Source organism: uncultured Hymenobacter sp., assembly GCF_964243305.1.
In the GTDB taxonomy this organism is placed as follows: domain Bacteria; phylum Bacteroidota; class Bacteroidia; order Cytophagales; family Hymenobacteraceae; genus Hymenobacter.
Window position 1 is genome coordinate 20,803 of sequence record NZ_CAXTEF010000036.1, and the last position, 25,386, is coordinate 46,188.

The 25,386-nt window shown below is 60.7% G+C and carries 21 protein-coding genes; all 21 read right to left on the reverse strand.

Annotated elements, in window-relative coordinates:
* Positions 1–54: 54 nt before the first annotated feature.
* Positions 55–480 (reverse strand): hypothetical protein, encoded by a 426-nt coding sequence (locus tag ACFE70_RS16685; protein WP_375418915.1) that lies wholly within the window; start codon positions 478–480, stop codon positions 55–57.
* A 52-nt stretch (positions 481–532) separates the two neighbouring features.
* Complete coding sequence (locus tag ACFE70_RS16690) at positions 533–1,969, reverse strand: GMC oxidoreductase (protein ID WP_375418916.1); 1,437 nt, start codon at positions 1,967–1,969, stop codon at positions 533–535.
* A gap of 139 nt (positions 1,970–2,108) precedes the next feature.
* Positions 2,109–3,617 carry a phytoene desaturase family protein gene (locus tag ACFE70_RS16695; RefSeq protein ID WP_375418917.1) on the reverse strand — a complete coding sequence of 503 codons (1,509 nt, stop codon included), beginning with the start codon at positions 3,615–3,617 and terminating at the stop codon, positions 2,109–2,111.
* A gap of 36 nt (positions 3,618–3,653) precedes the next feature.
* A complete protein-coding gene (locus ACFE70_RS16700; protein ID WP_375418918.1) occupies positions 3,654–4,154 on the reverse strand; it encodes a c-type cytochrome in 501 nt (166 codons plus the stop codon).
* Positions 4,155–4,243: 89 nt separating this feature from the next.
* Complete coding sequence (locus tag ACFE70_RS16705; protein WP_375418919.1) at positions 4,244–5,239, reverse strand: hypothetical protein; 996 nt, start codon at positions 5,237–5,239, stop codon at positions 4,244–4,246.
* A gap of 63 nt (positions 5,240–5,302) precedes the next feature.
* A complete protein-coding gene (locus ACFE70_RS16710; RefSeq protein WP_375418920.1) occupies positions 5,303–6,166 on the reverse strand; it encodes a beta-1,6-N-acetylglucosaminyltransferase in 864 nt (287 codons plus the stop codon).
* Between the two features lie 92 nt (positions 6,167–6,258).
* A complete protein-coding gene (locus ACFE70_RS16715; protein WP_375418921.1) occupies positions 6,259–7,632 on the reverse strand; it encodes an oligosaccharide flippase family protein in 1,374 nt (457 codons plus the stop codon).
* Positions 7,633–7,692: 60 nt separating this feature from the next.
* Positions 7,693–8,853 (reverse strand): glycosyltransferase family 2 protein, encoded by a 1,161-nt coding sequence (locus ACFE70_RS16720; protein ID WP_375418922.1) that lies wholly within the window; start codon positions 8,851–8,853, stop codon positions 7,693–7,695.
* A 104-nt stretch (positions 8,854–8,957) separates the two neighbouring features.
* The gene (locus ACFE70_RS16725; RefSeq protein ID WP_375418923.1) at positions 8,958–9,575 is read right to left on the reverse strand and encodes an acyltransferase; all 618 of its coding nucleotides are present in this window, start codon (positions 9,573–9,575) and stop codon (positions 8,958–8,960) included.
* 89 nt (positions 9,576–9,664) lie between these two features.
* Entirely contained in the window at positions 9,665–10,816 is a 1,152-nt protein-coding gene (locus ACFE70_RS16730; protein WP_375418924.1) for a glycosyltransferase family 4 protein, read from the reverse strand.
* A 62-nt stretch (positions 10,817–10,878) separates the two neighbouring features.
* Positions 10,879–12,090, reverse strand: coding sequence for a glycosyltransferase (locus ACFE70_RS16735; RefSeq protein WP_375418925.1), 1,212 nt, complete (start codon positions 12,088–12,090; stop codon positions 10,879–10,881).
* 140 nt (positions 12,091–12,230) lie between these two features.
* Positions 12,231–13,436 (reverse strand): glycosyltransferase, encoded by a 1,206-nt coding sequence (locus tag ACFE70_RS16740; protein WP_375418926.1) that lies wholly within the window; start codon positions 13,434–13,436, stop codon positions 12,231–12,233.
* A gap of 87 nt (positions 13,437–13,523) precedes the next feature.
* Positions 13,524–14,561 carry an acyltransferase family protein gene (locus ACFE70_RS16745; RefSeq protein WP_375418927.1) on the reverse strand — a complete coding sequence of 346 codons (1,038 nt, stop codon included), beginning with the start codon at positions 14,559–14,561 and terminating at the stop codon, positions 13,524–13,526.
* A gap of 96 nt (positions 14,562–14,657) precedes the next feature.
* Positions 14,658–15,569, reverse strand: coding sequence for a glycosyltransferase family 2 protein (locus ACFE70_RS16750; RefSeq protein ID WP_375418928.1), 912 nt, complete (start codon positions 15,567–15,569; stop codon positions 14,658–14,660).
* Positions 15,562–17,010: an O-antigen ligase family protein gene (locus tag ACFE70_RS16755; RefSeq protein WP_375418929.1), complete on the reverse strand. Its 1,449-nt coding sequence runs from the start codon at positions 17,008–17,010 to the stop codon at positions 15,562–15,564. Before ACFE70_RS16755 ends, ACFE70_RS16750 begins: the two co-directional genes overlap by 8 nt.
* A gap of 51 nt (positions 17,011–17,061) precedes the next feature.
* Positions 17,062–19,188 carry a hypothetical protein gene (locus ACFE70_RS16760; RefSeq protein ID WP_375418930.1) on the reverse strand — a complete coding sequence of 709 codons (2,127 nt, stop codon included), beginning with the start codon at positions 19,186–19,188 and terminating at the stop codon, positions 17,062–17,064.
* Positions 19,185–19,907, reverse strand: coding sequence for a TolC family protein (locus ACFE70_RS16765; protein WP_375418931.1), 723 nt, complete (start codon positions 19,905–19,907; stop codon positions 19,185–19,187). The genes ACFE70_RS16760 and ACFE70_RS16765 overlap by 4 nt, the downstream gene beginning before the upstream one ends.
* Before the next feature lie 11 nt (positions 19,908–19,918).
* Positions 19,919–21,121, reverse strand: coding sequence for a sugar transferase (locus ACFE70_RS16770; protein ID WP_375418932.1), 1,203 nt, complete (start codon positions 21,119–21,121; stop codon positions 19,919–19,921).
* A complete protein-coding gene (locus tag ACFE70_RS16775) occupies positions 21,118–21,495 on the reverse strand; it encodes a response regulator transcription factor (protein ID WP_375418933.1) in 378 nt (125 codons plus the stop codon). Before ACFE70_RS16775 ends, ACFE70_RS16770 begins: the two co-directional genes overlap by 4 nt.
* Before the next feature lie 403 nt (positions 21,496–21,898).
* Entirely contained in the window at positions 21,899–23,989 is a 2,091-nt protein-coding gene (locus tag ACFE70_RS16780; RefSeq protein WP_375418934.1) for an ATP-binding protein, read from the reverse strand.
* Positions 23,990–24,385: 396 nt separating this feature from the next.
* Positions 24,386–25,386, reverse strand: a 1,001-nt coding sequence (locus ACFE70_RS16785) for a PA14 domain-containing protein (RefSeq protein WP_375418935.1), incomplete at its 5' end; no start/stop codon positions are given.

Consider the following 25,386-nt stretch of genomic DNA (forward strand, 5'->3'; position numbering starts at 1 on the left):
GGGTAGGAAAATTAGCCTAAACGTTTGCTCAGATTAACTTATGAGTAAGTGGAATCAAGCAACCGCCGGGGGGTAGTAAATAGATGAGAACGGGTTGGCGCAGGGCGTCTTGTGCGGATTGTACCAGCCGAGATACTTCACTTTCCGGCTTTCATCCATGCGGTTCTGGAAGAAATCGGTAGAAAGTAAATAGAGGGTGGTGATGGTGCGCACCAGCTGCGAGCGTTCCGAATCTATTTTAAACAAATAGTATGCCTTGGTTTTGAGCTTGGTGGTCAGAGTGCTGCCGCCGCCCGTGAGCTGGTAGTAATCCTCGACGAATTTTTCCACCCCGGCCTGGTCGAGTTTCAAAAAGCGAAACTCGTGCAGGATAATACCAGCCGTAGCCTTGACTGTGGAGCCGGAGGTGGCGGCCACCGCCGGCACGGCGATGGCCGCCGTGCCCAGACCCGCGATTTTAAGAAAGTTTCTGCGGCGCATAGCAAGCTGCTTAATTCGTTAACTTAATTATTTTCTAAAATCCCTACCCCCCTCAAAACGACTTATCGGCCGCGAACAGCGAGAGGGCCGAGAGCGTGAGCGTCGGGTTGGCGGGGGTGTAGGTGGGGAAGCTGCTGCTGCCCAGCACGAACAAATTGCGGTACTGATGGTGCCGCAAGTGCTTGTCGACTACGCCGTCCTGCGCCGTAGCACTCATGCGAGCAGTGCTCAGAATGTGGGCCTCGGAAGCGTAGGGCGGCTCGTAGAAAATCTTCTCCACGGGCAGGCACGACAGGATTTCGGGCAGGCGCTGCTTCATGCGCTCGATGCCTTTGAGGGTGTACTCCGAAGGTCCTTTAAAGTGCAGCTCGGGCTTGAGGGGGTCGGCGGTGGTGGCTACGCGGTTTTCCGGGTCGGGCAAGTCCTCGAAAATCATGCGGAAGCTGGCCAGGTTGCGCCACTTGCCGCTTTCGGGCCGAAACACCGGCGCGTTGCTGGACTCCATCAGACAGGCGGCGGACTCGCGGCGGTGGTCGCCGTCGTAGAGCATGTAGCCGTTGGCGTTGACCCAGGAGCTGCCGCCCACGCTCTGCATGTTGTCGAGGTACACGTAGGCTTGTAAGCCCAGCTGCTCACCCAGGCCGCGCCCAGTAAACGGGTTGGTGTCGCCGGAATTGAGTAGGATGTTGGCGTTGAAGATGGCGTTCGTGGCCAGGGCCACCACTTCGGCGCCGACGTGAAAATCCTTACCGCCCTGCCGGAAGCTCACGCGCCGCACCCGGTCCTGCACCAGTTCGAGGCCGTAAACCGGCGCGCCATAGAGCAGCTCCACGCGCGGGTCGGTGTGCACGCCGAAGTTAGAGTTCTCGACGGTGAACTTAGCATCGACCGGGCACACGCTGCACACGGCGCTGGCGCAGCAGGGGTTGCGGCCGTTCATGGCCACGCGGGCGCGGGCCGTGGGCTGGTTGATGTAGAGCTTGCCGTACTTCTCGTGTAGCCGCGTGTCGACGGCCGTGAACAGGTGCGGGGGCTGCACGTAGGGCTTGCGGCGGGGGTAGGGCGTCTCGGCCGGTCCCGACACGGCCATCAGGTCCTCGACCTGCTCGTAGTAGGGGTCCAGCTCATCGTACTGCACGGGCCAGTCGCTGGCCACGCCGTACAAGGTCTTCATCTTGAAGTCGTTGGGCAGAAAGCGCGGCGTGCAGGCGTACCAGCAGTTGGAGCTGCCGCCGTAGCCGACGCTGAAGTGCCAGTCCTTGCTGGGGCGGTTGTTGACGAAGGTCTCGTAGGATTCCGGATTGAGCTTGGCGTAGGGCGTTGGCTCGCCGCGCTTGTCTTTCACCCGCTCGGCCCGCGGGTAAAGGTGGCCGCGCTCCAACACCAGTATCTTGGCGTTGGCGGGGGCTTTAGCCAGGTATTGCTTCAGGAAAAAGGTTGAAGCAAAGCCTGTTCCGACCACAATCAGGTCGTAAGCGGTATATTTCATGCTCTCAAATCAGGTGCAAAGGAAGGATGGTCGGCAGGCGCAAAACGCCGTTTTCAGACCGCCCATTCTTACAAGAAACGGGCCGGATGAGTTCTGATTTCAACCGTGAAACTACGGATATTGCCGTTCTAATGTTGAGCTAGCTTTGCCCCGTTGCGAGGGGGTAGGGATGAGCTGGCCGGGCCGTAACCGCCGCCGACGCAGGGAGCGAGGGCAGCCGCACATTGAACACGTCGCGCAGCGCCCGGCGCGCCGCGTGGTAGCCGCACATGCCGTGTACGCCGCCGCCGGGCGGGGTCGAGGACGAGCACAGGTACAGCCCTTTGGCCGAGGTGCGGTAGGGCGAGAGCCGCAGCGCCGGCCGGGTGAAGAGCTGGCCGATGTCGAGCACGCCGCCGTTGATGTCGCCGCCGATGTAGTTGGCGTTGTAGTCCTCCATCTGCCGGGTGTCGAGCACGTGCCGAGCCAGAATGCGCTCCCGGAAGCCGGGCGCGTAGCGCTCTACCTGCGCCTCGATGGCCGCCGTCATGTCCTGACGGGAGCCGTGGGGTACGTGGCAGTAGGCCCAGGCCGTGTGCTGGCCCGCCGGCGCCCGCGAATCATCAAACAAGCTCTGCTGCGCCAAAAGCACGAACGGCCGTTCGGGGTGCTGGCCGCGCCAGGTAAGCTGCTCGGCGGCGGCAATCTCCTCGAACGTGCTGCCCAGGTGCAGGGTGCCCGCCTCCCGGCACTCGGGCGCGGTGAAGGGGATAGGGCCGGCCAGCGCCCAGTCGACCTTGAACACGCCCATGCCGTAGCGGTAGCGTCCCAGCTGCCAGCGGTAGAGCGCCGACAGCTTGTGCCCGGCAATGCTCAGCAGCTGCCGGGGCGTCACGTCGAAGAGCACGGCGTGGGCCGAAGGCAGCTGCCGCAGCGAGTGCACGTGGAAGTTGGTTCGGACCTGCCCGCCGAGCGAGACGAAATAGGAAGTCAGCGCGTCGGCAATCTGCTGCGAGCCGCCCCGCGGCAACGGCCAGCCCCGGCGGTTGCCGAGGGCCAGCAGCACCAGCCCGATGGCCGAAGTCGCCACGCTGTCGAGGGGCAGCTGGGCGTGCGCCGCCATGCCCGCCCACAGAGCCCGGCCTTCGGTGGTTCTCAGGTAGTGGTTGGCCAGAGCCTGGGCCGGCAGCAGACCCTTGAGGCCGAAGCGGGCCATCACCAGCGGATGGTCGGGGATATGCAGCGGGCCGAGGATGGCGGGCGCCAGCTCCGGCCAGTCAGTTGCGACGGGTCCTACCAGCTGCTGGTAAGTTGGCCCGTCGGCGCCGAGCCGGGCAGCAGTCTCGGCCACCGAGCCCAGCAGGGCCGCGGCGGTGCCGTTGTCGAGCGGGTGGGCCGCCGCCACCGGGGGGTAGCAGTATTCGAGGCCGTGCGCAGCCAGCGGCAGGGTCTTGAAGAACGGCGACTCGGCCGCCATTGGGTGAATAGCGGAGCAGATGTCGTGCAGGAAGCCCGGCAAGGTCAGCTCGGCCGTGCGCAGGCCGCCGCCCACGGTGTCTTTGCTTTCCAGCAGCAGCACCGACTGGCCCGCCTGCTGAAGCGTAATGGCCGCGGCCAGCCCATTGGGACCGGAGCCCACCACCACGGCGTCGAAATCGCGTTTAGTCAAAGCGGTAAGGAAAAGTGATTGGCGAAAGAAAACCGCCTATTTGGTGGTGGCCCGCACCTTGGCCACCGTGGTGGCAGCCACGGCTTTGCCGGTGTTGCTCCAGGCGCCGCGCACGTAGGTTGCCACCGCCGCAATCTGCTCGTCGCTGAGGCTGGCGGCGTAGCCGGGCATGGCGCCGTATTCGGGGCGGGCATTATAGCCGTGCAAGATGATGGTGGTCAGCTGCGTGGCGTCGGCGCTATTCACCACGGGGCTGCCGCGCAGGGGCGGGAAGGCGCCGGGCAGACCCGTGCCGGCGGCCTGGTGGCACTGCTGGCAGTTGCTGGCGTAGATGGCCGGCCCGTCAACCTTGGCCACGACGGCCGTCGCCGGGGTTGCCGCCGGGTTCGTGGCCGCAGGGGGGGTAGGAACCGTCTCGGCGGACGCCGCAGCCGCGCCCGCCGAGGCGGCAGAAGAGGCAGTGGCCGGCGGCGGGTTGGAATCACAGGCGGCGAGCCCACCAAGTAAAATCAGAGCGGAAAGCAGAAGTCGTTTCATAATTAAGGAGAGAAGCGCCGTGAGCCGGCTGGCCATTGGCGCGGAGTTGCGACACGGCCGCGGGCCGCGAAGTTTCCTGAACAACAGCCTTACGCGTATTTCTTCTTCAGAATGGTGAATACGCTCTTGATAAAGTCGCCGTCGAAGGGAGAGGTCAGCAGCGCCTTGGCCACGTATTTCAGTCCCGCCACCAAATCGCCCTGCGCAAGGGCGTAGAGCGCGCCTTCGCGCACCTGGTCCAGCTTCACGGCGTGCCACCACTCGCTGCTCAGGTGGCGCACCTGGGATAGGCGCTCGGCCAGGGAAAGCCGGCCGAACGGCCCGGCGAAGAGTTGCGCCAGCTGGCGGTCCATCAGCTGCTTCTGCCCCGCGCCCCAGTAGTGAAACACGAACTCGTCGCTGGGCATGAGCTGGGTTTGGGTGGGCAGGGCCAGCGAAAAAGCAATCTGCTCGACCGTCATCCAGCCGCTGCCGGCGTAAAAAGCGTCGTTCAGCGCCACGATATCGGGCATCAGGGCCGCGATTTCGGGTCGCAGGGCCAGCACGCCGGAATTCCACATGTGCTGAGTTCTCAGGAATTTTCGCGGCTGGCCGCCCACCTGAAACGTCTGGCTTTCAATCAGCTCGATAAAGCGGCGCGGATACTCGTCCTGGGCGGGCTTATAGCTGGCGTACACGTCCACCGCCTCGGCGTAGGTAAACTCGCGCTGGTGCAGCAGGCTCACGCCGGGCCGCAGGCGCTCAAGCAGCGCCTCGGCCGGCGCCACGAAAAATGTGTCCGAATCGCAAAACAGCAGCTGGTCGCCGGGATAATCGCGAAAAACCTGGTCCACGGTGGCGAGCTTGATGCGGTGCACGTACTGCTGGGGTCCGCGCATTTGCTGCATGGCCTCGGCTGTGAGGTGCACATAGTCAGCGGGCAGGTCGCCGAGGTGAGGCTTGAAAAAGTCGGGGCGGTCGGTGAATATTAGCGTGCGCACCTTGGCCTTGTCGCCGGTATACCAGGCCCAGAAGCTCAGAATGGCAAAAATGGCCCGCCAGTATTCAGTTTCCCGGCCGTAAGCGAGAATAACGTGTCTTGTCATAAGCTAAAGTTGGCGGAGGGGTTTGGGAGCAAAGAGGGGGGTAGGGAATACGCGGCGCGGCGGCTAGCGCCGGGCCGGCCGTAGCGACTCATCGAGCAGGTCCAGGATTTGCGCGTCGGTAGCGGCGTCGAACTTCCGGGCCAGAAACCTGGGCGACTGCGCCAGCTTGTTGGCGTCGGCCACGGTCAGCACCTTGGGGTTAGGGCCGCCCAGCGACCAGTCGATGTAGCGGTAATTATCATTGATGACGGAGTCTCTGAGGGGCGAATTCATTACAATCGTGGGGACCAGGAACTCATCCGAGCCCCAGGTGAAGCGGCTGAAGCGGCCCAGGGCGGGGTTTTGCTTCACAAAATCAAGCACGTAGGCCGCCGCGTCGCGGCTAAGCGTCCACCACGAGCCGTTGGGTCCGCCGTAGAGCGTGTAGGGCAGCGGAAACCGGCGCTTGGGCAGCAGGCGGTTGAGGATAGTTTGTATCGTATACTGATATTTGAACTCAAAGTAGAGCAGGTGATACTGCTCGACGCGGTTGATGGCGTGCTGCCACCAGTCGGAGCCCTGCGCCTCATACGAGAGGAAAGAATGCCCCTGGTGCCGGGCCAGATAGGCGTGCATACTCGCCGCCGGCTTGATGGGGTAGTCCTGCCCGCTCAGCAGCGCGATAAAATCATAGGTGGTACCGGTGCTTACTATCTCCTGCATACTCTGCAAGACACCCTCGGTGAACCGGTAGGAAGCCCAGCGCGCCCAAACCCGGTGGCGGATGAAGTACACTTGCGGCAGACCCCGCAACTGCGCAAACTCCTCGATGTCGGAGCGCTTATCGACGTGAATAAAAAAGTCAAAGTCCTCGTGCGCCAGCGCCTGAATCAGCCGCCTGATTTGGGCGGCGTTCTTGTGGACCATCAGAAGGTGCGCTACTCTCATATCCGTATCGGGAGGCTACTGCTCTAAGGAAGTAGCGTTAACTAGTTGGAATATTAGCAGTTACGTGCTGAAATCAGCCTGGTGCGGGCCACTTAGCGGGGTTTGGAGCTGGCGGCGGCCGGCACCAGCTTGCCGAGGAAGCGCGCCAGCAGGGCCCGGCCTTCGTCCCAGCCGGTGGCCATGATGGACTTGAGCGACAAGGGCAGGTGGCGGCGCAGGTGGAGGTAGCCAAACGTGAAGCCCGCGATGCCGGTGGGCAGGCTGGCCAGGGCCACGCCATAGATGTTGGGCCAAATCGTGAGAGCCGTTACGTCGCCCACTACATTGACCACCAGCATCAGCAAGACCTTGTACAGATTCAGCCGGGGCTGGTTGAGCACGTCGAGCGTGACGCCCACGAACCGGTCGATGGGGTAAATGATAGCCAGGGCCATGCCCATGCGCAGCAGGTTGGCCGCCTCGGTGTCGCCGTACTTGGCGCCGCCGATAACGTAGATGAGCAGGTCGGCCAGCAGCCAGGCGCCCAGCGTGGCCGGCACGAAGGCCCAGGTGAGCATCCCGGCGTTCTTGCGCAGCAGGTGCGCTACTTCGCCAAGCCGGTTTTGGTTGTAGGCCGCCGAAAGCGCGGGCATAGCCGTAGCTACGAAGCTGCGCAGCGGAATCTCAATGATTTCCATAAAGCGCCCGGCCAGGTTATAAACCGCTAGCGGGGCGGGGCCCAGCATGAACTTGATGACAAACGAGTCGGAGCTGCGCAGCATGGTGCTGCCCACGTAGCTGCCGACGCTGTACTTGCCAAACTCGGCCAGCTCGCGGATGCAGGCGCCGCTGCGGCGGCTCAAGCTGCCGAGCCGCGCCCAGCCCAGCACCAGAACCATGACACTGGTAACCACCGACGCGCCCACGTAGCAGTACACCACTTTCTCGAGCGAGGCGGTGCCGGTCAGCATCATCACCCCGATGCTGAGCACAAATAAGCCCTGCGAAAGCAGACGGATATAGAGAATGCGGTCGAAGCGCATTTCGGCTTGCAGCACGCACGAGGCCATGAAGTAGGGCAGCGTGGCCACCAGCACCACCCCGAACCAGCGCAGTAGCAGGGCCGTCTCAGCATCGGCCGTGCGGCCTACCGCTAGCCAGGCGCTCAGGCTGAGCAGGCCCAGCGCCCCCGTGATGCCCAGGGCAATGGCCCAGGCCGAGCCAGTGACTTCGCGGGCCCGGTCGGGCGTGGCGCCGGAGCAAGCCCGGATAAGGGCCGTGGTCAGGAAGCCCGCCCGAAACGAATCAGCCAGCCCCACCACCGTAATGAAGAACACCCACACGCCAATCTCCCGAATCGGCAGCGCCCGGAACAGGAGCGATACCGAGATAATACCCAGGCCCGACGCCGCCAGGTTGCCAGCCAGCGACATAAACTGGTTGTTGCCCAGGTAGGAGTAAAGCTTGGGAAATCGGTGGTTGGTCATCAGAAGCAAAGAAGGGGGTAGGCAGAGCTGGCGGGTGCTTTGGGCAACCCGCCGGCCCGCTTACTGAGCAGTGGCGCGCTGGGCTTTGTCCCAGGCGGCAGGCTGGGCGTTGCGCAAAAACCGGCCCGCGCCCTGAAAAACGGCCACGTTCATCATCGTGAAGTAGAGCGGCACCAGCAGCGGGCCCGCCGGCCGGCCCTGCGCCGCCCGCCACCAGCCCAGCGCCGCCGCGCCATAAAACAGGATTTGGAGCGCCAGCAGCCCGGTGTAGATACCGCCGTCGGTCAGGGCCAGGGCAGCGTTGAGGGGTAGGAGCAGCAAGAGCAACAGCGGCGTCAGGCTCCAGCGCAGCACCCGGTGCGAGAGGTACAGGAACGCCACCACCGGCTGGCGCAGCGGGTTGAGCAGCGGCAGCAGCCGGCTCATGGCCTGCCAGCCGCCGGCGCAGATGCGCACCTTGCGCTTCATCTCCTCCTTGAGCGAAAAAGACGGCGGTTCCATCGCGTAGGCCTGTGGCTCATACACCACTTGGTAGCCGGCATCGACGATACGCATGGACTGCACAAAATCATCGAGGATGGTGTCGGCTTCGAGCGGCTTGAACAGGCTGGTGCGAAACGAAACCAGCTCGCCGGCGGCGCCCATCAGGCTGTAAATATCCGAATCGCATTTCTTTAGAAAAGACTCGTATTTCCAGTATAGCCCCTCGCCGGCCCCCGACGTGCTGCCGTCGCTGAGCACCCGCTTCTCGCCCGACACGGCGCCGACCGCGGGGTTGGCGTAGTGACGCACGAGCAGGCGCACGGACTGCGGGTTGAGCATGGTGTTGCAATCGGTGAAGATGACGTAGGGCGTGGTCACGTGGCGAATGGCCCGGTTCTCGGCCATCGACTTGCCGGCCCGCGCCGACTGGTGCAGGTGCTGCACCTGCGGAAACCCGGCCAGCACCCGCCCCGAGTCGTCGGTCGAGCCATCGGTGATGAAGAGCAGCTGCAGCTGCTCGGCGGGGTAGTCCAGGGCCAGGCAGTTGCGCACCTTGTCGGCCAGGATATCGGCCTCGTTGTAGGCGGGCACAACCAGCGTTACGGTCGGCTCAAAGGTGCTGGGTAGGGGCCGGGCACCGCGCCGCGCCAGGCGGGCCCAGACGCCTACTACCAGGGCGTAGCCGACGTAGGTATAGAGCACGCCGGCCATCGCTAGCCAGAATAAAGTTTGCAGCATAAAAAAATAATGTTTAAATCTGAAGCACAGAAGGTTGAGTATAAGTACAATAGCGCAAGCGCTGAGCGTGGTATAGGGTACGGGCTGGTGGGTTGCCGGTGAAGTTACTTCACTCGCTCCCATTGCCCGGTTTCGGGGCGGTACTGCTTGAGGGCGCGGGCCGGGTTGCCGCCCACGATGGTGTAAGGCGGCACGTCTTTGGTCACGACGCTGCCGCCCGCCACTACCGCGTGGCGGCCAACGCGCACGCCAGCCGTGATGACGCTGTTGGCGCCAATCCAGGCTTCGTCCTCAATGATTATCTCGGCGGTGGTGCAGGGCTGGTCTTTGATAGGAATGTTCAGGTCAGCGTAGCCGTGGTTGAGGCCCGAAAACACGACGTTCTGCGCGATGATAACATCGTTGCCGATGCGCAGCGGGCCAATCAGCACGTTGGAGATGCCTACGAAGGTGCGGGCCCCGATGTGCACGTCGCCCATGCCATTGTTAACGGTCGCGTAGTCTTCAATCACTGATTCAGCTCCCAGGGAGAAGTTATTGAACGGCACCACGTCCATCCGGGTGCGCCAGCGCACCAGTGAGCGGCGGCCATATTTATGACGAAATGGATTCACAAACCACTTAACCCACAGGCGCGGACGCGCCTCGCCGGGCACGCTCAGCAGATACAGCACCAGACTTTTCAGCCGGGGGCTGCTTTTAACACGGTCAGCTATACTCATCAGGCACGCAGGATATAGTAGGATATAGCAAAAATAGAGGTACGGCAGTTCGGCGCTGACCAGGCTTAGCGTCGGTCGGCGTCAGCCGCCTACGAAGCCAGCGCCGCCCTGGCCGGCTGCCCGCCGGTTACCTGCTCGTAGAGCTGCTCGACTTCGCGGGTCATAACTTCAACGTTGAACTCTCGCAGCACGGTCTGGCGGGCGGCGGCTCCCAGGGTTTGGCGCAACTGCGCGTCGCCAGCCAGGCGCACAATAGCCTCGGCCAGCTTTTGCGGCGATTTTGGCGGGATGAGCAAGCCATTAACCCCATCCTGGATGGCCTCCTTCGTGCCATCGACGCCCGTCGCGACGATGGCTTTGGCCATCGCCATCGCCTCCAGCAAGCCAATGGGTAATCCTTCCCAGAGGGAAGGCAGGCAATACACGTCGAGGGCTCGCAGGAAGTCCGGCACGTCCTGCCGGGCCTCCAGAAACTTGAGGCGGCTACCCAGCTTCAATTCTTCGGCCAGTTGCAGGGTCGCTTCTTTCAGGTCGCCGTTACCGACCAGTAGAAACTGAATTGGCAGGGAGGCAGGCACGGCGGCAATGGCGCGCAGAAACGTGAACGGGTCTTTCTGCACCGTGACGCGAGCAATACAGCCCACCAGCAGCGTGTCCTGGGCGATGCCTAGCTCGGCGCGAATGTCTTTAAAGGTGCGGTCGGGATTATATTTCTGCAGGTTTACGCCGTAGTTGACCACCACGGCTCGCTTCATCTCGCTGAAAGCTCGGCCGTCCCGATAGTTGCTTTTGGACACGCAAATGGTGACGTTGGCTTGGCTGAGCAGCAGTTTTTCGCCGAGCTGCCGGGATTTGAGCAGCAGCGGGTTCTGGTCGACGTGAAACGACCAGCCGTGCACGGTGTAAAGGATGGGCAGCCCCAATTGCTTGGCGGCCCAGAAGGTGTTGGAGCCGGCCCGGGTCCCGTGGGCGTGCACTATATCAATCCTCTCATCCTTTAACAGCTGCTTCACTTGCGGCCACTTTAAGATATTAAAGGGCTTTTCCGTCTCAATGACGTGCGTTTTTATTCCCATCTCCCGCAGCCGGTCTACCATCGGGCCGGGGGTGAAGGAGAGCACAATGGGCTCATACAAGTCCTTGTTCAAGGCCTGCGTCAGGTCCATTACGTGCGTCTCGCCGCCGCCGATGGTGCCTTGCCGGATGGTTTCCAGAACTCTTAGTTTGCGGGGGGTTGACATTGGAGGTACTCAGGTTAGGGGAGGCGCCAGCCACGGGTTGGCGCCGGCAAAGCTACTTGCGCTCAGGCCGGCACGGAGGAAAGGCGCTTGGTGGTTTGCTCGACGGCGGCCGACAGCTTCTGCACGCTCGCAGCCCAGGTGTGGCTTTGGGCAAAGGCAATCCGGGCGGCGCTGCGGGCCGGGTCGTCGTCGGCCAGGGCGGCTTCGATGGCTTGGAGCCACTGCTCGGGGCCGTCGGCCAGGTGCACGTGGTCGGCAAACAGCTCCATCGTGCGGGTGGCCGTCGCCACTACGGGCTTGCCCATCGCCAGGTACTCATCGATTTTGAGCGGGTAGTTGCCGGCCGTCACCTCGTTGTTGGCCTGCGGGTTCATGCACACGTCGAAGTGCTGCAAGTAGGCGGCCAGCTGATTCGGCGCCTTTGAGCCCAGAAAGTGCACGTTGGGCAGCTCGTGCAGGTCGCTGGCCTGAAAATCAAAGTCCTCAGGACCGACTAGCACCAGGCTCCACTGCGGGCGCTGCTCGGCAATGGCGCGCAAAAGCTTGATATCCAGCCGGATGCCGGTTAGAAAGCCCGTGTAGCCGATGTACGGCCGCGGCAGGGCGCTTAGGTCGGGCGGGGGGGGGTAGGGAATATCGGCCTGGTACATCGACAGCACGCAGCCCTGCCCGATGTCGTAGCTGTGGGGGTTGTGCTGGCGGGCGTAGTCGTTCAGATAAGCCGAGTTGGCCACCACCGCGTCGGCCTGCCGCATCAGCTCCGCCTCCACCCAGGGCCCGTGCCGCTGGAAGTAGGGCACGGCCAGCATGTAGTCGCGCACGTAGTACGTAAAGGTGCGCGGCGCCAGCAGCTGCTTCAGCTCCAGGCCCTGGTAGATGATGCCGTCCTGAAACAGGTGGTAGGAATCAAACCCCAGCGCCTGCGCCGCCTTGCGGATGCTGCCGGCCAGCAGCGTGCTGTTCCAGCGGTTCAGGATTTTGAATAAGGAGCGCGAAGTCAGCCAGTTAATGGAAAGGCCGATGACGCCGGGCGTGAGCACCCACAGATTTTCTTCGGCCTGCACCAGGCCCTCCTGCCGGCCGAAGAGAATGCGCAGCCGCTTTTTCACGTCGGGCTGCCCAAAGTTTTTAATGGCCGTCTTGACATCCAGGGTGGTGTTGACGAACAGCACCCGGTTGTTTTTGGCCAGCTCCTTGGCCATGTTCTTGGCGTTGAAGCCCAGGCCAATGTCCCAGCTTTGCTGGCACAGCATAATGATGTTCTGGTGGTTCATAGGCCAGACGGGGTAAGCAGCCGGCTACCGGCGCGGGGTGGCCCGCAAGCCGCGCCGAACCCCGATAATGAGGCAGATAATGGCGGGTAAAAAAATAATCTCCCAGGGCATGGCAACGGGGGGGTAGGAAGCGGGTTAGCTCAGGATTGGGAAGGCGTGCCCGTGGCGTGCGGGGCGTGCGGCGTGGGTATGAACGAGGTTTTGGCTTTTCGGATTTGCAGCAAGGCCAGCAGCATGGCGCCGAGGGCCACAGGCAGATGCAGCACCGCTTGGCCTACCTGCCGGGTGTAGAGGCGCGCTGGCAAGGACAGCAGCAGGGCCGCGCCCGTGCCCGCCAGCAGCGCCAGCCAGAAGCCCGGCCCCGGCCCTACCCCCCCCCACAGCAGCGAAAGCCCCAGCAGCAGCCCCAGCAGGCCTAGCAGCAGCACCCGCGGCAGCAGCGCCGACTGCACTATCTTATCAAAGAAATCGATATTGCCCTGGCTGAGCTGCCGCAAACCCTCGCCGCAGTACTTGCGGAAATACTCAATTTGTGCTGCCAGCCAGCGGGTGCGCTGGTTGGCAAACACCTGCGAATTGGGGATTTTCTCGTCGTACACGTAGGCTTCGGGCAGATAGGCTATTTTGACCCGGTCGCGCAGGGTTCTGAAATCCAACTCCTTGTCCTCGCCGGCCGTGTCGCCAATATCGCGCAGCAGCCGGTGCAGGTAGCCGTATTCGAAGGCCATGCCCGAGCCGATAAGCGACGATGACATGCCCAGGCTGGCGTGGCCCTGCCGGAAGATGTGGTTGCTGATTTCCTCGTTGCAGGCGTCGAGCACGGCGAAGGGTGAGTTCAGGTTTTTGGCCGTGCGGTGGCCCTGCACCACCCGGTAGCCGGCGGCAAAAGCGTGGTTGACCTGCGCGAGAAAGCCGGGTGCCATCTCATTGTCCACGTCCAGGATTACGGCCACGTCGTAGGCCTGGGGGGGTAGGGAATCGAGGGCCGCGAGCAGGGCTTTGCCCTTGGTGCTGCGGGCAAACGTCACTTCCACCACGCTAGCGCCCTGCTGGCGCAGGGCCTGCACGGTAGCGGGCTGCAAGCCGTCGGCGATGACCTGCACATCGGCCGGACCGGCATAGTGGTGGCGCACGGCGGCGGGCCCCGTTTCCATAATCACGGCGTCGGCGCGGTAGGAGGGCATGAGCACGCACATGCGGCGGGGTGGGGCCTGCTCTGCTGCTGGCATAGCTGGTTGGCGGCGGTGGCCCGCCAAGGCAAAAAACAGCAGGTACAGCACATTGAACAGTAAGTAGCCGCCCAGCAGGTATAATAGTAGCGTTGGTAGAAATGCTAGGATAGTCATAGTTCAAATGGGTAGCGTGCCTGACAGGACACGAAAAAGCCTGGAGCAAATGCCAGGCCCGAAAGAAGCGGACGCTGTAAATGCTGTTTATACGCCCAAAACGGGCCGGGGACGCCCAAGGCGCGCGTTGGTAACCAGTTGAATCAGTCTATCAAACAAAAGAGCTACGCCAATGCAAAGCGCGGTTACGGCTGGCACTTCGTACAGATTGAGTCGCGCCTCAGACAGCACTTTAAGGTAGAGAAAGAGTATAAACAGGTGGACGATGTAGAGCGAATACGAAAACGACTCAATCCAGAGCACGAATCGGATAATAAAGGGCAGTTTCTGGCCCAGCAGATAAAGCAGAATGTTGGCCGAGAAATAAGCAATGAACATGAAATAGTCATTGAATGGGCTTCCTCCTCCGCCAGCGAGCTTGCTGATGAGCAAGGCTAGAACTATTCCGGCTATTAAAAACAAGCCATATCTGAACCCACCTAGTTGCAAGAGTCGGGGCAGGCATTGTTCTTTGGCCGCAATCAGTCCTAGGGCAAATACCCAGGTATATTGAATGACTGAGCTATGCCAGATGCGCTGATGCTGCAAGTCGAGCCTGACTATCAAAACACTGTACAGCAGGGATATGCCAAAAGAAATCAGGAGTAGTTTGCTATTGCTTACGTGCTTTGAAGCCAGTAGAAACAGAGGCCATAGCAGGTAGAATTGAATAATGGTTGAGATAAACCAAAATTGCAGCCCATAGCTGCTTATGTACTGCTCGCAAAACATTTTATACAGCAGCAAATGGCTGAGATAAGCCTGCCAGCTGTTAGGATAGATACCGACGAAATAGTTAATTAGTACAATCAGCGTCACCCCGATATAATAAGGCAGCAGTATTCTTTTGAAGCGTTTGAAGTAGAAGCTTCCCCAGGTCGTCGCTCTGGAGAAGTACAGCCCATAGCTGGAAGCAAACAAGAATATATAAATACCCGACCCGCCTAATAGACTGGCCTGGGCCAGTGGGGGGGGTAGGCGGGCGCGCTGCAGAAAATGATACAGAATAATGGTGAATATTGATAGGCCGCGCGCAAAGCTTATAAATACTTGTCTTTCAGAAGGAGAAGGGGCAATGGTCCGCATGAGCAAAAGGTTTACTGGGCTCAACGCCAACTGATTAATTAGCTAATGCTGGTTTTGATAATAGATTAGCTGCCAAGCTGTGGCGTCTTGGCCCCGCTACTGGGGTAGGAATTGATTCTGATGCACATTGCGGCCCCGCAAATGCCAAAAGATACCTTTCCATACCGCCTGCAGGTGCTTTATCTCGCTACGCAGCAAGTACAGCAGGCTCTGTTTGGGTGCTGCAACCAATAGGAAGAACAGAATGCCGCTCCACCGTTGCATGCCAGTGGCATTACGCCGGATGAATAACAGCCGGTTGCGGTGCATGTAGTAGGTCCGGAGCACGGAGCCGCGGCCTACCGATACTGATTCCTTGTGATAGACGGTGGAGCTTCCGACGTAGTACACCTGATAGCCGGCGCGCTTAACCATCTCGCACCAGTCCAACTCTTCGTAATACAGGAAGTACAGCTCCGGCATCAGGCCCGCCCGACGGATAGTGTCCATCGGTACGAGCATGGCGGCGCCGTGCGCGAGCTGGGTGGGGTAGGTGGCGTTATGCTGGCCCTCGTCTTTCTCCAGATTGCCAATGGTAGCGCTACGGCCAGTCCACGGATTGATGGCGCTGCTTCCCGCGTACTGAATCAACTGGTCGGTGCCGTAAAAAATGAGCTTGGGCGACACCATGCCAATGGTCGGATTGGCTTCCATCGCGGCTACCAGCGGCTCCAGAAAATCAGGCTCAACCTCGGTGTCATTGTTCAAAAACAAGGCGTACTTGCCTTTCGCAACGGCAATGCCCAGGTTGTTGCCGCCTGCGAACCCCAGATTTTGCGGCGAACAAATGAGCTGAACACCCGGAAACTGCTCGGCGATGCGCGTGGGCGCCTCGGTGGGCGAAGCATTATCTACTACAATCACCTCCACATGGGGGTAGGTGATGCGCGCTAGTGAGGCCAGCAGCGCACAGGTCACTTGGGCCTGATTGTAGTTGATGGTGATAATGGAAACCAGCGGCTCAGACATTCTCGGCTGCAACTGAGCGGGGCGTATCCAGGTCGGGACCTGATAGAATGAACACCCAAGTGAGGTATACTATCATGGATGAGGGCATCTGGTTCATAATCTCGTTAGCATAGCTGCCTAGTAGAATGCCACTGAAGCCGGCCGTCAGGGCCAGTAGCTTTTGCCGCAAGCCGGGGTCTCTGATGCGCCAGACGATGCCGGCGCATTTGCCCAGAGTAAAAAGGATGATACCAAACCAGATAAGGAAGCCCACGATGCCATACTGCCCCCAGACCTTAACGAAATAGCTGTCGGGTGGCACCTTTGAGAGAAAAGTACCCGCATTATATTTCAGGCCCAAGGAGCCCATAGTTCCGGCGCCGCCCCCAAAAGGCCGGCTGCTGAGGTACTCGCGCAGCAGCGCTTGGTTGGCCAGCCGTACTCGCAGCGATGGGTCATTAGGGTCGACGGCCGTGCGCATCCGAAAGACGTCGGCATTGCTATTGCCGATAGTAGTGTATTTGAGGGTCATGAACGCCCCGCCCGCCAGCAGGCAGCCCAAGATTAACACTTTAAGACGCTTACTGAGCAGCAGATAAACTAATATGCCCACTACCAGCACGAAAAAAGCCCCACGGGTGCCCGAGATGAGCATACCGTAAAGCAACAGCAAGCACGCGCTGGCTAACAAGAGCCGTTTTTGCCAGGAGTAGGGCCCTAGCGCCAGGATGAGACAAATGAGCGCGACGTGCGCCTGGGAGTTGCCAAACTGAGCGGCCTCGCTATAGCCGGAAAATACGCGCAGCTTGCCCCACAGAACGTGGGTGCGGGCCGCGCCCTGATTGAGCCAGTACTGCTCCATGTCATCAACGCCCAGGTACTTCTGCTTGATGCCGTACAGGGCACCCAGCGCGGAGAAGCCGATGACCAAATATATAAACATGTTCAGGTCCCGGCGCTGACGCAACACCAGGAAGCCTAGCGGCACGGTCATCAGCCAGAGTAAGGCGTTGCTGCGCAAGTCATAAAACCAGCCTTGCAGGCTGGCGCCAGCGGGGTTAACTACCTCCAAAAGGTTGATAACAAACCAAACCAGCGTCAACTTACACAGGTCATTTTGAACGCGGCGCCAGTCGGGCGGCTCAGAGCGGTAAAACAGAACTGCCAGCCAAGTAATAATTAGGATAGCTTCCATTGCCAGCCCGACCGGCACCTTGAGCACGTGCCGGCTCAGGTGGTTAATCAGAAAGCAGTAGCTGATATAAGCTATGAAGCCGGCCCTTGGGTAATAGAATACTACTATCGTGAAAAGAACTAGCAGTGGCATTGCTATCAGCAGCCCCGGCACGGCCGGCCCTGCCTGGCCAGCCAGCCAGCCCAAACCCAGCGCCCCGGCCAGCGCCGCCGGTAGCAGCCAGCGCGAGTTGAGCAGGGTTTCAGAAAAGGATGGGGTAAGCTTCATAGCAGAAAAATAAGAGACGGCTGCGCGGCGCAAATAACTGGTTTACCGCGCCTAGCTCATGGCTGCTTCGCCGTGGTAGAGGTCCACGCCGGAGAGCACGACTTCAACCGGGGCTGAGGTAGCGGCACGCAAGCGCTCCACGGTCTGGTGGTCGGTTTGGCGCCAAGCACGGGTGGCCGGGACGGTTAGGAACACCAGATTAAGTTGCCGCAGCACTCCCACCGGCAAGGTTGCCTCGCGCAGGGCCGGGAACTCAACCAGCACCACCTGCACGTTGGGAGCGCTGATTTCCGTCATATGTTTAGGCACCGCGTGCTGAATGAGCTGGTCGAGCGGCCAGCCTTGCACGGCCGCCATCTGGGAGGAATAGTAGAGTGAAGGCGCTCCCAGGTCCCCGTCTATTTCGTCACTGTCGGGGTAGAGCGATAGTGTTTGCACTCCCATTTCCTGGCACCGCTGGGCTAAAGCTTGGCAGAGGGTGGTTTTGCCTTCCTGCCGCTGCACGCTGAACACGCCTACTACGAAAGGCAAGGGGGTAGGCGACGTGTTAGCCTTGAGCAGAATATGCCGCACGAGCTGGTCGAGGCTGCGCTGCTGAGAGGCGTGCAGCTGCTTGGTAGGCTCACCATGAGAGTTGAGCGTGAAGCCAGCAACTGGCAGCCCGATGCGCCGCTCGGCCACGGCCGGGTTTTTCAGGGAGTTATCCAGCATCGCCAAGCCGACAATCAGGCCTCCGGTAAACACAAGACCACCGACGCCGCTCAGTAGCACTAGCACTAGCAGCAAGCTGTCTTTGGCGCTGGAGGGCAGATTGGGCGGGTCAATGACCTTGAGGTCCGCCATGAACTGCGTGTTCTGTTGGGTAGCCTTGCTCTGGTTGAGGTTATAGAGCACCGAGATGTAGTCTTTTTGGGCGATGTCGATGTCGCGCTCGATGCGCTTGAGTGTGGCGCCGAGCGGAGCCATGCGCTGGTATTCGCGGTCGAACTCCCGCTGGCGCTGGTTCATCACGGCCAGCTTGGCCCGGTTGGTTTCTACAAGCACCACATTCTGTACCCAATTATCAAGCAACTCTCTATTGGCTAAGCCCTCGGTTGTTGTGCTCTGAGAGTAGTAGGTATTCACATTGCCTTGCATGGCTTGCGCGGTTTGGTCGGCCTCTGCCTGTAGCTGCTTGAGTTTGGCAGCGGCGGCAGCATCCTGCGGGCCCGAGAGCTGCTGGTCGGCAATAGCCGCGTTCAAGCGGTTCAGCTTCTGGCGCTGGTCCAATAGCTGGCGGTTGTTGAGCAGGGTGTTTTGGCGCCCGCCCAGCCGCTGGTTTACTGCACTCAATCCGGCCTGCGCGCCAGCGTACTCCTGGCTTATCTGCGTTATCTGACTTACCAACTGCTCTTTCTCGGCCGCAATGTGGCTCGATTGCTCGTTGTAGTTGATAATATTATTGGCGCGATTAAAAGCCAGGTTCTCACTTTCGGCCTTCGCCAGTCGCTCCTTAGCTTTCTCCAGCTCCTTTTCGTAGTACGAAACGACCGAAGAAGTTTGCCCCTGCCGCAAGTTCTTAGACCGCTCCAGAAAAACCTGGGTTACCAACTCCAGCGTCAGGCGGCAAATTTCCGGGCTGTAGCTGTTAAAATCCAGCCTTACTAAGTCGCTCGACCCCACGCGCGAAGCCGACAGATAATCGAGCGCGGCCAGCGAGTAGGTTGAATTGGTGGAGTTCAGCAGTTTACGCAGGGCGTTCGCATTGTCGGCCTGGGCATAGCGCCGTACATTTTCTAGCGTAGCCTGTTGGGTGGGGCCCGTGAGTTGACGCCGCAACTCTGGCGATATTTTGGTGCTCAGGGCTTGATACGGGGCGGTATCGAGCAGCGCAGGGTTCTGGCTGGTGTGCCAGAGGTGGGTAGCCAGCAACTGAAATATTACCTCTTCTTTGGTTGAGCGGGCCCTAATAAGATTAACGAGGTTATCAAAAGCGTTGCTGGTCCGGTTATCGTTAGCCTCCGGATTGCCCAAGAGGGAATAGCCCGAGGCGATACCCGTATAGATAGTGGTGTCAGAAGAGTACGTCTTGGGAAGGTTGCGGGCAAAAAAGTAAGTTGAAACGCTAAGTACCAGCGGCACGAGCACAAGCAACAGCCATTTGCGCGCCAGCAGCCGGCGTAAATCAGATAAGCTCATCGGGTGGTCATTAAAGTTGAAATCTTGGCGCCCACTATTTCTTCCAATATCAGAAACGCCGTGTCGTACTGGTTACGGGCCGATTCCTGCGCGATAGAAGCGCTTGTAAGCTGACTATTAGCGCTTGAAATCTCCGGCAAAGTCAGTTGCCCCTGCCGGAACTGCCGCTCCGAGAGCTGGTAGTTGGTGCGCGCATTCACCAGCGCTTCCTGTTGCAGGGTGAGTACTTTCCGGGCCAGTACGACGGTCTGGTAGAGTTCGATAACTTGCTGGCGCAACTGGTCTACCCGGTCCTGCCGGGCTGCCTCGGTGCTTTGAATACTCAGGTCTGCTATGCGAACCGTGTTGCCCCGGTTTACGAGCAGGCTAAGCGGTATGGAAAGATTGGCGTTGACCGAGTAGCGAGGCGCGTTATTTATCTCAACACCGGGACTGGGAGCTTGATTACCACCAAAGGAAAACAGGTTTCCATAGCTATAATTTGCCCCTACAGCTACAATGTTATAGAGAGATTTTCGGGCCAGCTTAGCTTGTTCCTGGCTGATGGATTTCGAAATCTCCAGGCTCTTGAGCGAGGCTGAGTGCTGGATGGCGGCGGCAGTGAGCCGGGGTAGGGCGACAGTTGGAGAATCAAAAAAAATGGTTTGCCAGCTCTCGGTCGGGGCTGGTTTGGTCTGAGCCAGCGCCAGCGATGTGTGCAGGGCCAGCAGGCCGGCCAATAGTACTTTCCTCATACGTTTTCTTTCTGAAACAGCGCAGGAATAGTTTTCAATATGATTTGGATGTCCTTTTTGAGCGAGTAGTCTCGGGCATACTCGTTATCCAACGCCTTGCGCTCTTCTTCCGACATATCGCCGCCTTTGCCACGACGGCTCACCTGCCACAGGCCCGTGATGCCAGCCGGCGCGATGAAGCGTTTGGAGTACTCATCGGTGAGCAGCTTCTCCGCCTCATAGAGGGGTAGGGGCCGGTTACCGACCAGCGACATATCGCCACGCAGCACGTTGTAGAGTTGGGGCAGCTCGTCGATGCTGGTGTTGCGCAGAAACCGCCCAATCTTGGTCACGCGCGGGTCGTTTACAATCTTAATAAAGGCCGGCGTTTCGGCGGCCTTCTGCTGCCAGCGGTACTGCCGCTCACAAATCAGCTGACCCCGCTGGTCAATCAGCTGCTGCTGGCACTGCGTGCCTGCCGCCGCGCAAATCGTGCACAGACCCAGCGGCGCGGCCGACTCGGCACCCGCGCTCGACCCGCCGGTCTGGTACTGGTTCAGGCCCTTCATCGAGCCCAGCAGCTTGTCGGCATCCGAGCGCATCGAGCGCAGCTTCCAGAACTTGAACACCCGGTAGCCGGCCCCAACCCGATACGAGTAGTAGAAAACCGGCCCCCGTGATTCGAACTTAATAAGGACGGCGATTATCAGAAAAATAGGCGAGAGCAGCAGCAGCGCGATGCCCGCGCAGAACACATCCACGAAGCGTTTGCCCATCGGCATACGCAGCGCATGAGGCGCTGGCGCCGCGGCCGGGGCTACTTTGGCTTGCGCCAGAAAGTGCAGCCGCGTGAGCAAGCGCTCGTAGTCATTAGCCGCTGAGAAGGTCTGAGAAAACACCTCGCTGCCGCTAATCTCGACCAGCAGCGCGCGTAACGCGGGGGTCGTGTCTTCCTTCGTGAGCCAGAGCAGGGGCTGCGGCAGACGCAAATCCTGCTTGAGCACACGCATCAGTCGCAGCCCCAGCGACGAGGCCGGGCTGGCGGCGTTCAAAATGGCCCCGAACGACTCTGGCTGCTGCGAGCAAATGGTTAGGGCCTGCGCCGGGGTCGTCACGACCAGTACGTCGAGGTCAGCGGCCATTTCGCGCTGGAAATGGCTGGCCGCCCGCACATCGGTAGTCAGGTACATGACCACCATCTTGTTGCTTGTGGACGTCATATTCGTATCCGATTAAGCATGTTCTGAATCCGTAGGCTTAGCTCTTCCGGGTTGAAGGGCTTGACTAAATAGTCATCGGCGCCTAGCTTGAGGCAGAGAATCTTGTTGCTGGTGCTGTCTTTCCCCGAAAGGATAATCAGGCCTACGTCGCGGTGTCCGCTGCTGGCCCTGATTTGCTTGATAAAGTCGGGCCCGTCCATGACGGGCATATCGTAGTCGGCCACGATAGCGTCGGGGCGGTTGCCCTGCTCCAGCCACTGCATCGCCTCCAGGCCATTAGATTTCAGCACCACCGTATAATCCTGGCTGAAGTAGTGCTCCAGAATCAGCCGGATAGAGGGCTCATCGTCGACCACAAGTAGGGTTTTTTTCATAAACAGGATAAGAATCAGTGAGTTGGTGGTGGGACTGGTAACCAGTAAGACGGATAGGGCAGACTGCTCTTTTACTAGGGCCAAGTCAATAGGTTGTTACCATACTGCAAACTTTGCGAAACGGTAAGATAGCGCAGACTGCTAAAACTTCAGCCACCTAGACCGCCGCGCCTCAGCGCTCCACCCCATAAAATGCCGCGAAGGGCAGCCTGCTGCCGGTGGCGCGGCCAATCGGCCATCCCAAATAGCAAGCCGGCTCCTCTCATGCGGCATTGTACGGCAAAGGTAAGCAGAAAGATTCAATAAAATATATTTCTTATTATACAAGTGTTTAAACGGTATAACATCTCCTTGAGCCCATTCGCTCCTCAAGTATCCGGCCAATATCCAGCTCTGAATTGGATTAGTGCTGAAGCTTCACAGCCAGCTTATGGGTCAGCTCTTCCTGAAAAAGGGCGCAAAATAGCTCCGTGCCTTTTACGACGGCGTTGATCAGCGGTAGGAACTCCGCCTTGGGCGCCCTGGCTTCGGCCAGCTCTTCGAGCTTTTTCAGGTGGCTGGTTTCGGGCTGAATACTGAGGCTGCCAAAGGTGGTTTTCAGGCCGTGGGCAGCGTGGGCAACCGCGGTCCAGTCTTCGCGCTCAATGGCCTCGTGCAAGCCCCACACCTGGCCGGGCACCCGCTCGACAAACATTTCCAGCATCTTGGCAATGAAACTCTCGTCGGAGGCCAGCCGGCCCAGCATGGAAAAGTCGTAGTGCAGCCCCCGGCTGGCGGGCAGGTTCGGGGCGTCGGGGGGGGGTAGGGATGCTTGCGCCCGTTGGCTTACCTGCGCCAGAATCTTATAGAGCGCCAGCTCGGTGTAGGGCTTGGTGAGGTAGTCGGTGAAACCCAAGACATGACTGGACTCGGGATTAACCCGGATGGCATCGGCGGTGAGGGCAATGACAGGGACCTGCTGGTTGGGGCCGGGCGTGGCCCGCAGCCGGGCCGTGGCCTCAATGCCATCGAGCTGCGGCATCTGAATATCCATCAGAATCAGATCGTAAGGTCGTTGCTGGGCCTTAAACAAGGCTTCCTCGCCATTCTGCGCCATATCGACCTGCACCTGCCACTGGCCGAGCATCGACACGGCAATCAGCTGATTGACAGCATTGTCTTCGGCCAGCAGAATATGCAACCCTTGCAGCAAATCAGCCTGCGGCACGATGGCGGGCTCCTTCACCAAGGGGGCCTCGCTTACGGAATAGGGAATGGTGAAGTAGAAGCAGCTGCCCTGGCCGGGCTCGCTGCGCACGCCAATCTGGCCGCCCTGCAGTTCGACCAGGTTTTTGCAGATAGTCAGCCCCAGCCCCGTGCCGCCGTAGAGGCGCGGAATGCTGCTGTCGGCCTGCCGGAAGCTATTAAACACCTCCCCAAGGTGGTTGGGGTCGATGCCGATGCCCGTGTCGGCCACGCTGAAAGTGACCGGCAGCTGCCGGCCGGCGTTCGCGCTAGCGTCGATAGTGATGGTGATGGCACCGCGCTGGGTAAACTTGATGGCGTTGCCAATCAGGTTCACCAGCACCTGGTGCAGGCGGTAGGGGTCGCCCAGGGCCAGGGGTAGGGGCTCGTCGGGGGCCACGATGCGCAGCAGCAGGCCTTTCTCGTCCATCTTGAAGGTGAGGGAGCGGGCGGCATCCTGCACCGTTTTGAGAACATCAAACGGAATAGTCTCCAGACTGATTTTACCTGACTCAATTTTAGCGAAGTCCAGAATGTCGTTGATGACGACCAGCAGGTTTTCGACGCTGTACTGAATCATGTCCACGTAGTCGTCCTGCTCGGCCGAGAGCGGCTCTTTCTTGAGCAACTCGGCCAAGCCCATCACCCCGTGCAGAGGCGTGCGGATTTCGTGGCTCATGTTGGCCATGAAAATTTGCTTGGCCTGCACCGACTCTTCGGCCACGCGGGTAGCGCGCTTCAGGTCAGTGATGTCGGACGAGAACGTGAGCAGGTAGCGCGAGCCGTCGGTGCGCACGAGTGGGCTTTTGGTGGTGGAGTACCACACGGTGCTGCCGTCCTTGAGCTGAAAGCTTTCCTCAAAAGAGGCCGAGATGCTGGTGTCGATGGGACCTACGGGGCGGGGATAGCCGGGGGCCGGGGCAGCGCCGGGCTGCTTCGCGCTGGGCCGCGAGGGGCCATCCTGCTGACGCAGCAGCTGCACGTAGCTTTTGTTGGCCAGGATGCAGCGGCCCTGCTCATCCTCGACGTACACCAGGTTAGGGCTCGTGTCGATGACTTGGCGCACGAGACCCTGCTGGTCTTCGAGCTGCTGCTCGGTAAGCTTGAGCTGGCTAACGATATCGGCTAGGTCCTGGGCGGCTGTGGGCAGGGGGACAGGCACCGAGGCCGTGGCGCTTAGGGCCTCTAGCTGAGTGCGCAGCCGGGCCACTTCGGCTTCGGCAGCTTCGCGTTTGCGGCGCTCGGCGGCTAAGGTCAGCTTAAGGCTCATGAAGCGGGAAGAAACAGGCTGATAGAGCATTATACGAAATTAGAAACAAATAAGGCGCCAACTTGCCGCGCCGGCCGGCGCGGCGCCGGGTTCGGCGGCTACGGTTGAGGTGATTGCCCGACCGAGGGGGGGTAGGAAAATGGCCCGTCGAGGGCTTGTTATTTTGCTCGCGCCGGCCCAGTTTCCGGAGACGACTGCGAAGGCGAAAGACTTGAAGCAGGCATTATATAATGGCAGGAGGCCTAGTCACCGAAGCCGGCCTTGGCGGGAGGCCGGCGCTGGCGGGGTGAGGCGTAGCCGTGGCTGCTGCGCGCTGTCAGCCTGCTGCCGGGCACTAATAGGCCCGCGGGCACTCTTCCTGGGAAAAGTCGCCCGCGGGCCCGGTAGGAAATCAGTTTATTCGCCCAGGTAGCTCAGCTTCTGGTTAATGACCTCGGTGCCGGTTACTAGGCGCACGAAGTAGAGGCCGGCGCTGAGCCCCGACCCGGTCAGTGAGATGCGCCGCGTCGCGCCCGCCGTGGCCGGACCCGCGTACAGCTGCCGCACGAACTGGCCTTTCAAGTTGTAGAGCGCCAGCGTGGCCGGGCCGCTCTTCCGCACGCTGAACTCGACCATCGCCTGCTGGCTGAATGGATTGGGAAGAATGCTCACCTCGGCGGTCTGGGCTTTGCTGGCGCTGCCGGTGGCCAGGGCCGTGACGAAAGGCACGACACTATTACCGGGCACCGGCTCCTGCCGCACGCCGTCGGGGCGACGCCAGGCCACCGACAGGTAGCCCGTGCCCTGGCCCTGCTGGTGCAGGGCCTCGATGTAGTAGCGCTGCCCAGCTTGTAGCGTAACCGGGGCCGACTGCTGGCTGGGAGAACGGGTGTAGTCGTGGGCCGACGTGGTTCCGCTCGCACAGGTGGCCAGGCGCACTTTGTGGGTGGGGTCAGCGTCGGTGCTCAGCCATAGCTCCGCGGCGTCGTCGCCGGCCAGCCAGAAGGTATAGGCGCCGCTCAGGGGCGGGCAGACGTAGCCGCGCACGCGGGCCGCGTAGTTGGTGCCGAACTCGCCCAGCGTCTCAAACTGGGTCAGGGCACTGCTGCGGCTGGGCGCCGCGGTCAGCGAAATGCTGGCCAGGGTGCCGCCGCTTACGTTGTCCCACTGCTCACGCAGCAGTGTACCGATGCCGGCGCAGGTGCCGCCTGCAACCGGAGCAGCCGGGGCGGGAGCGGGGGGGGTAGGCGGAGTTGGGGGCGTGGGCGCCGCTGGGGGGGTAGGCGGTGTAGGTGGGGTGGGCGGTGTAGGTGGGGTGGGCGCAGCAGGGGGAGTAGGCGGCGCGGGGGGAGCAGGGGGAGTTGGCGGAGCAGGCGGAGTGGGGGCAGCAGGGGGAGTAGGCGGCGCGGGGGGGGCAG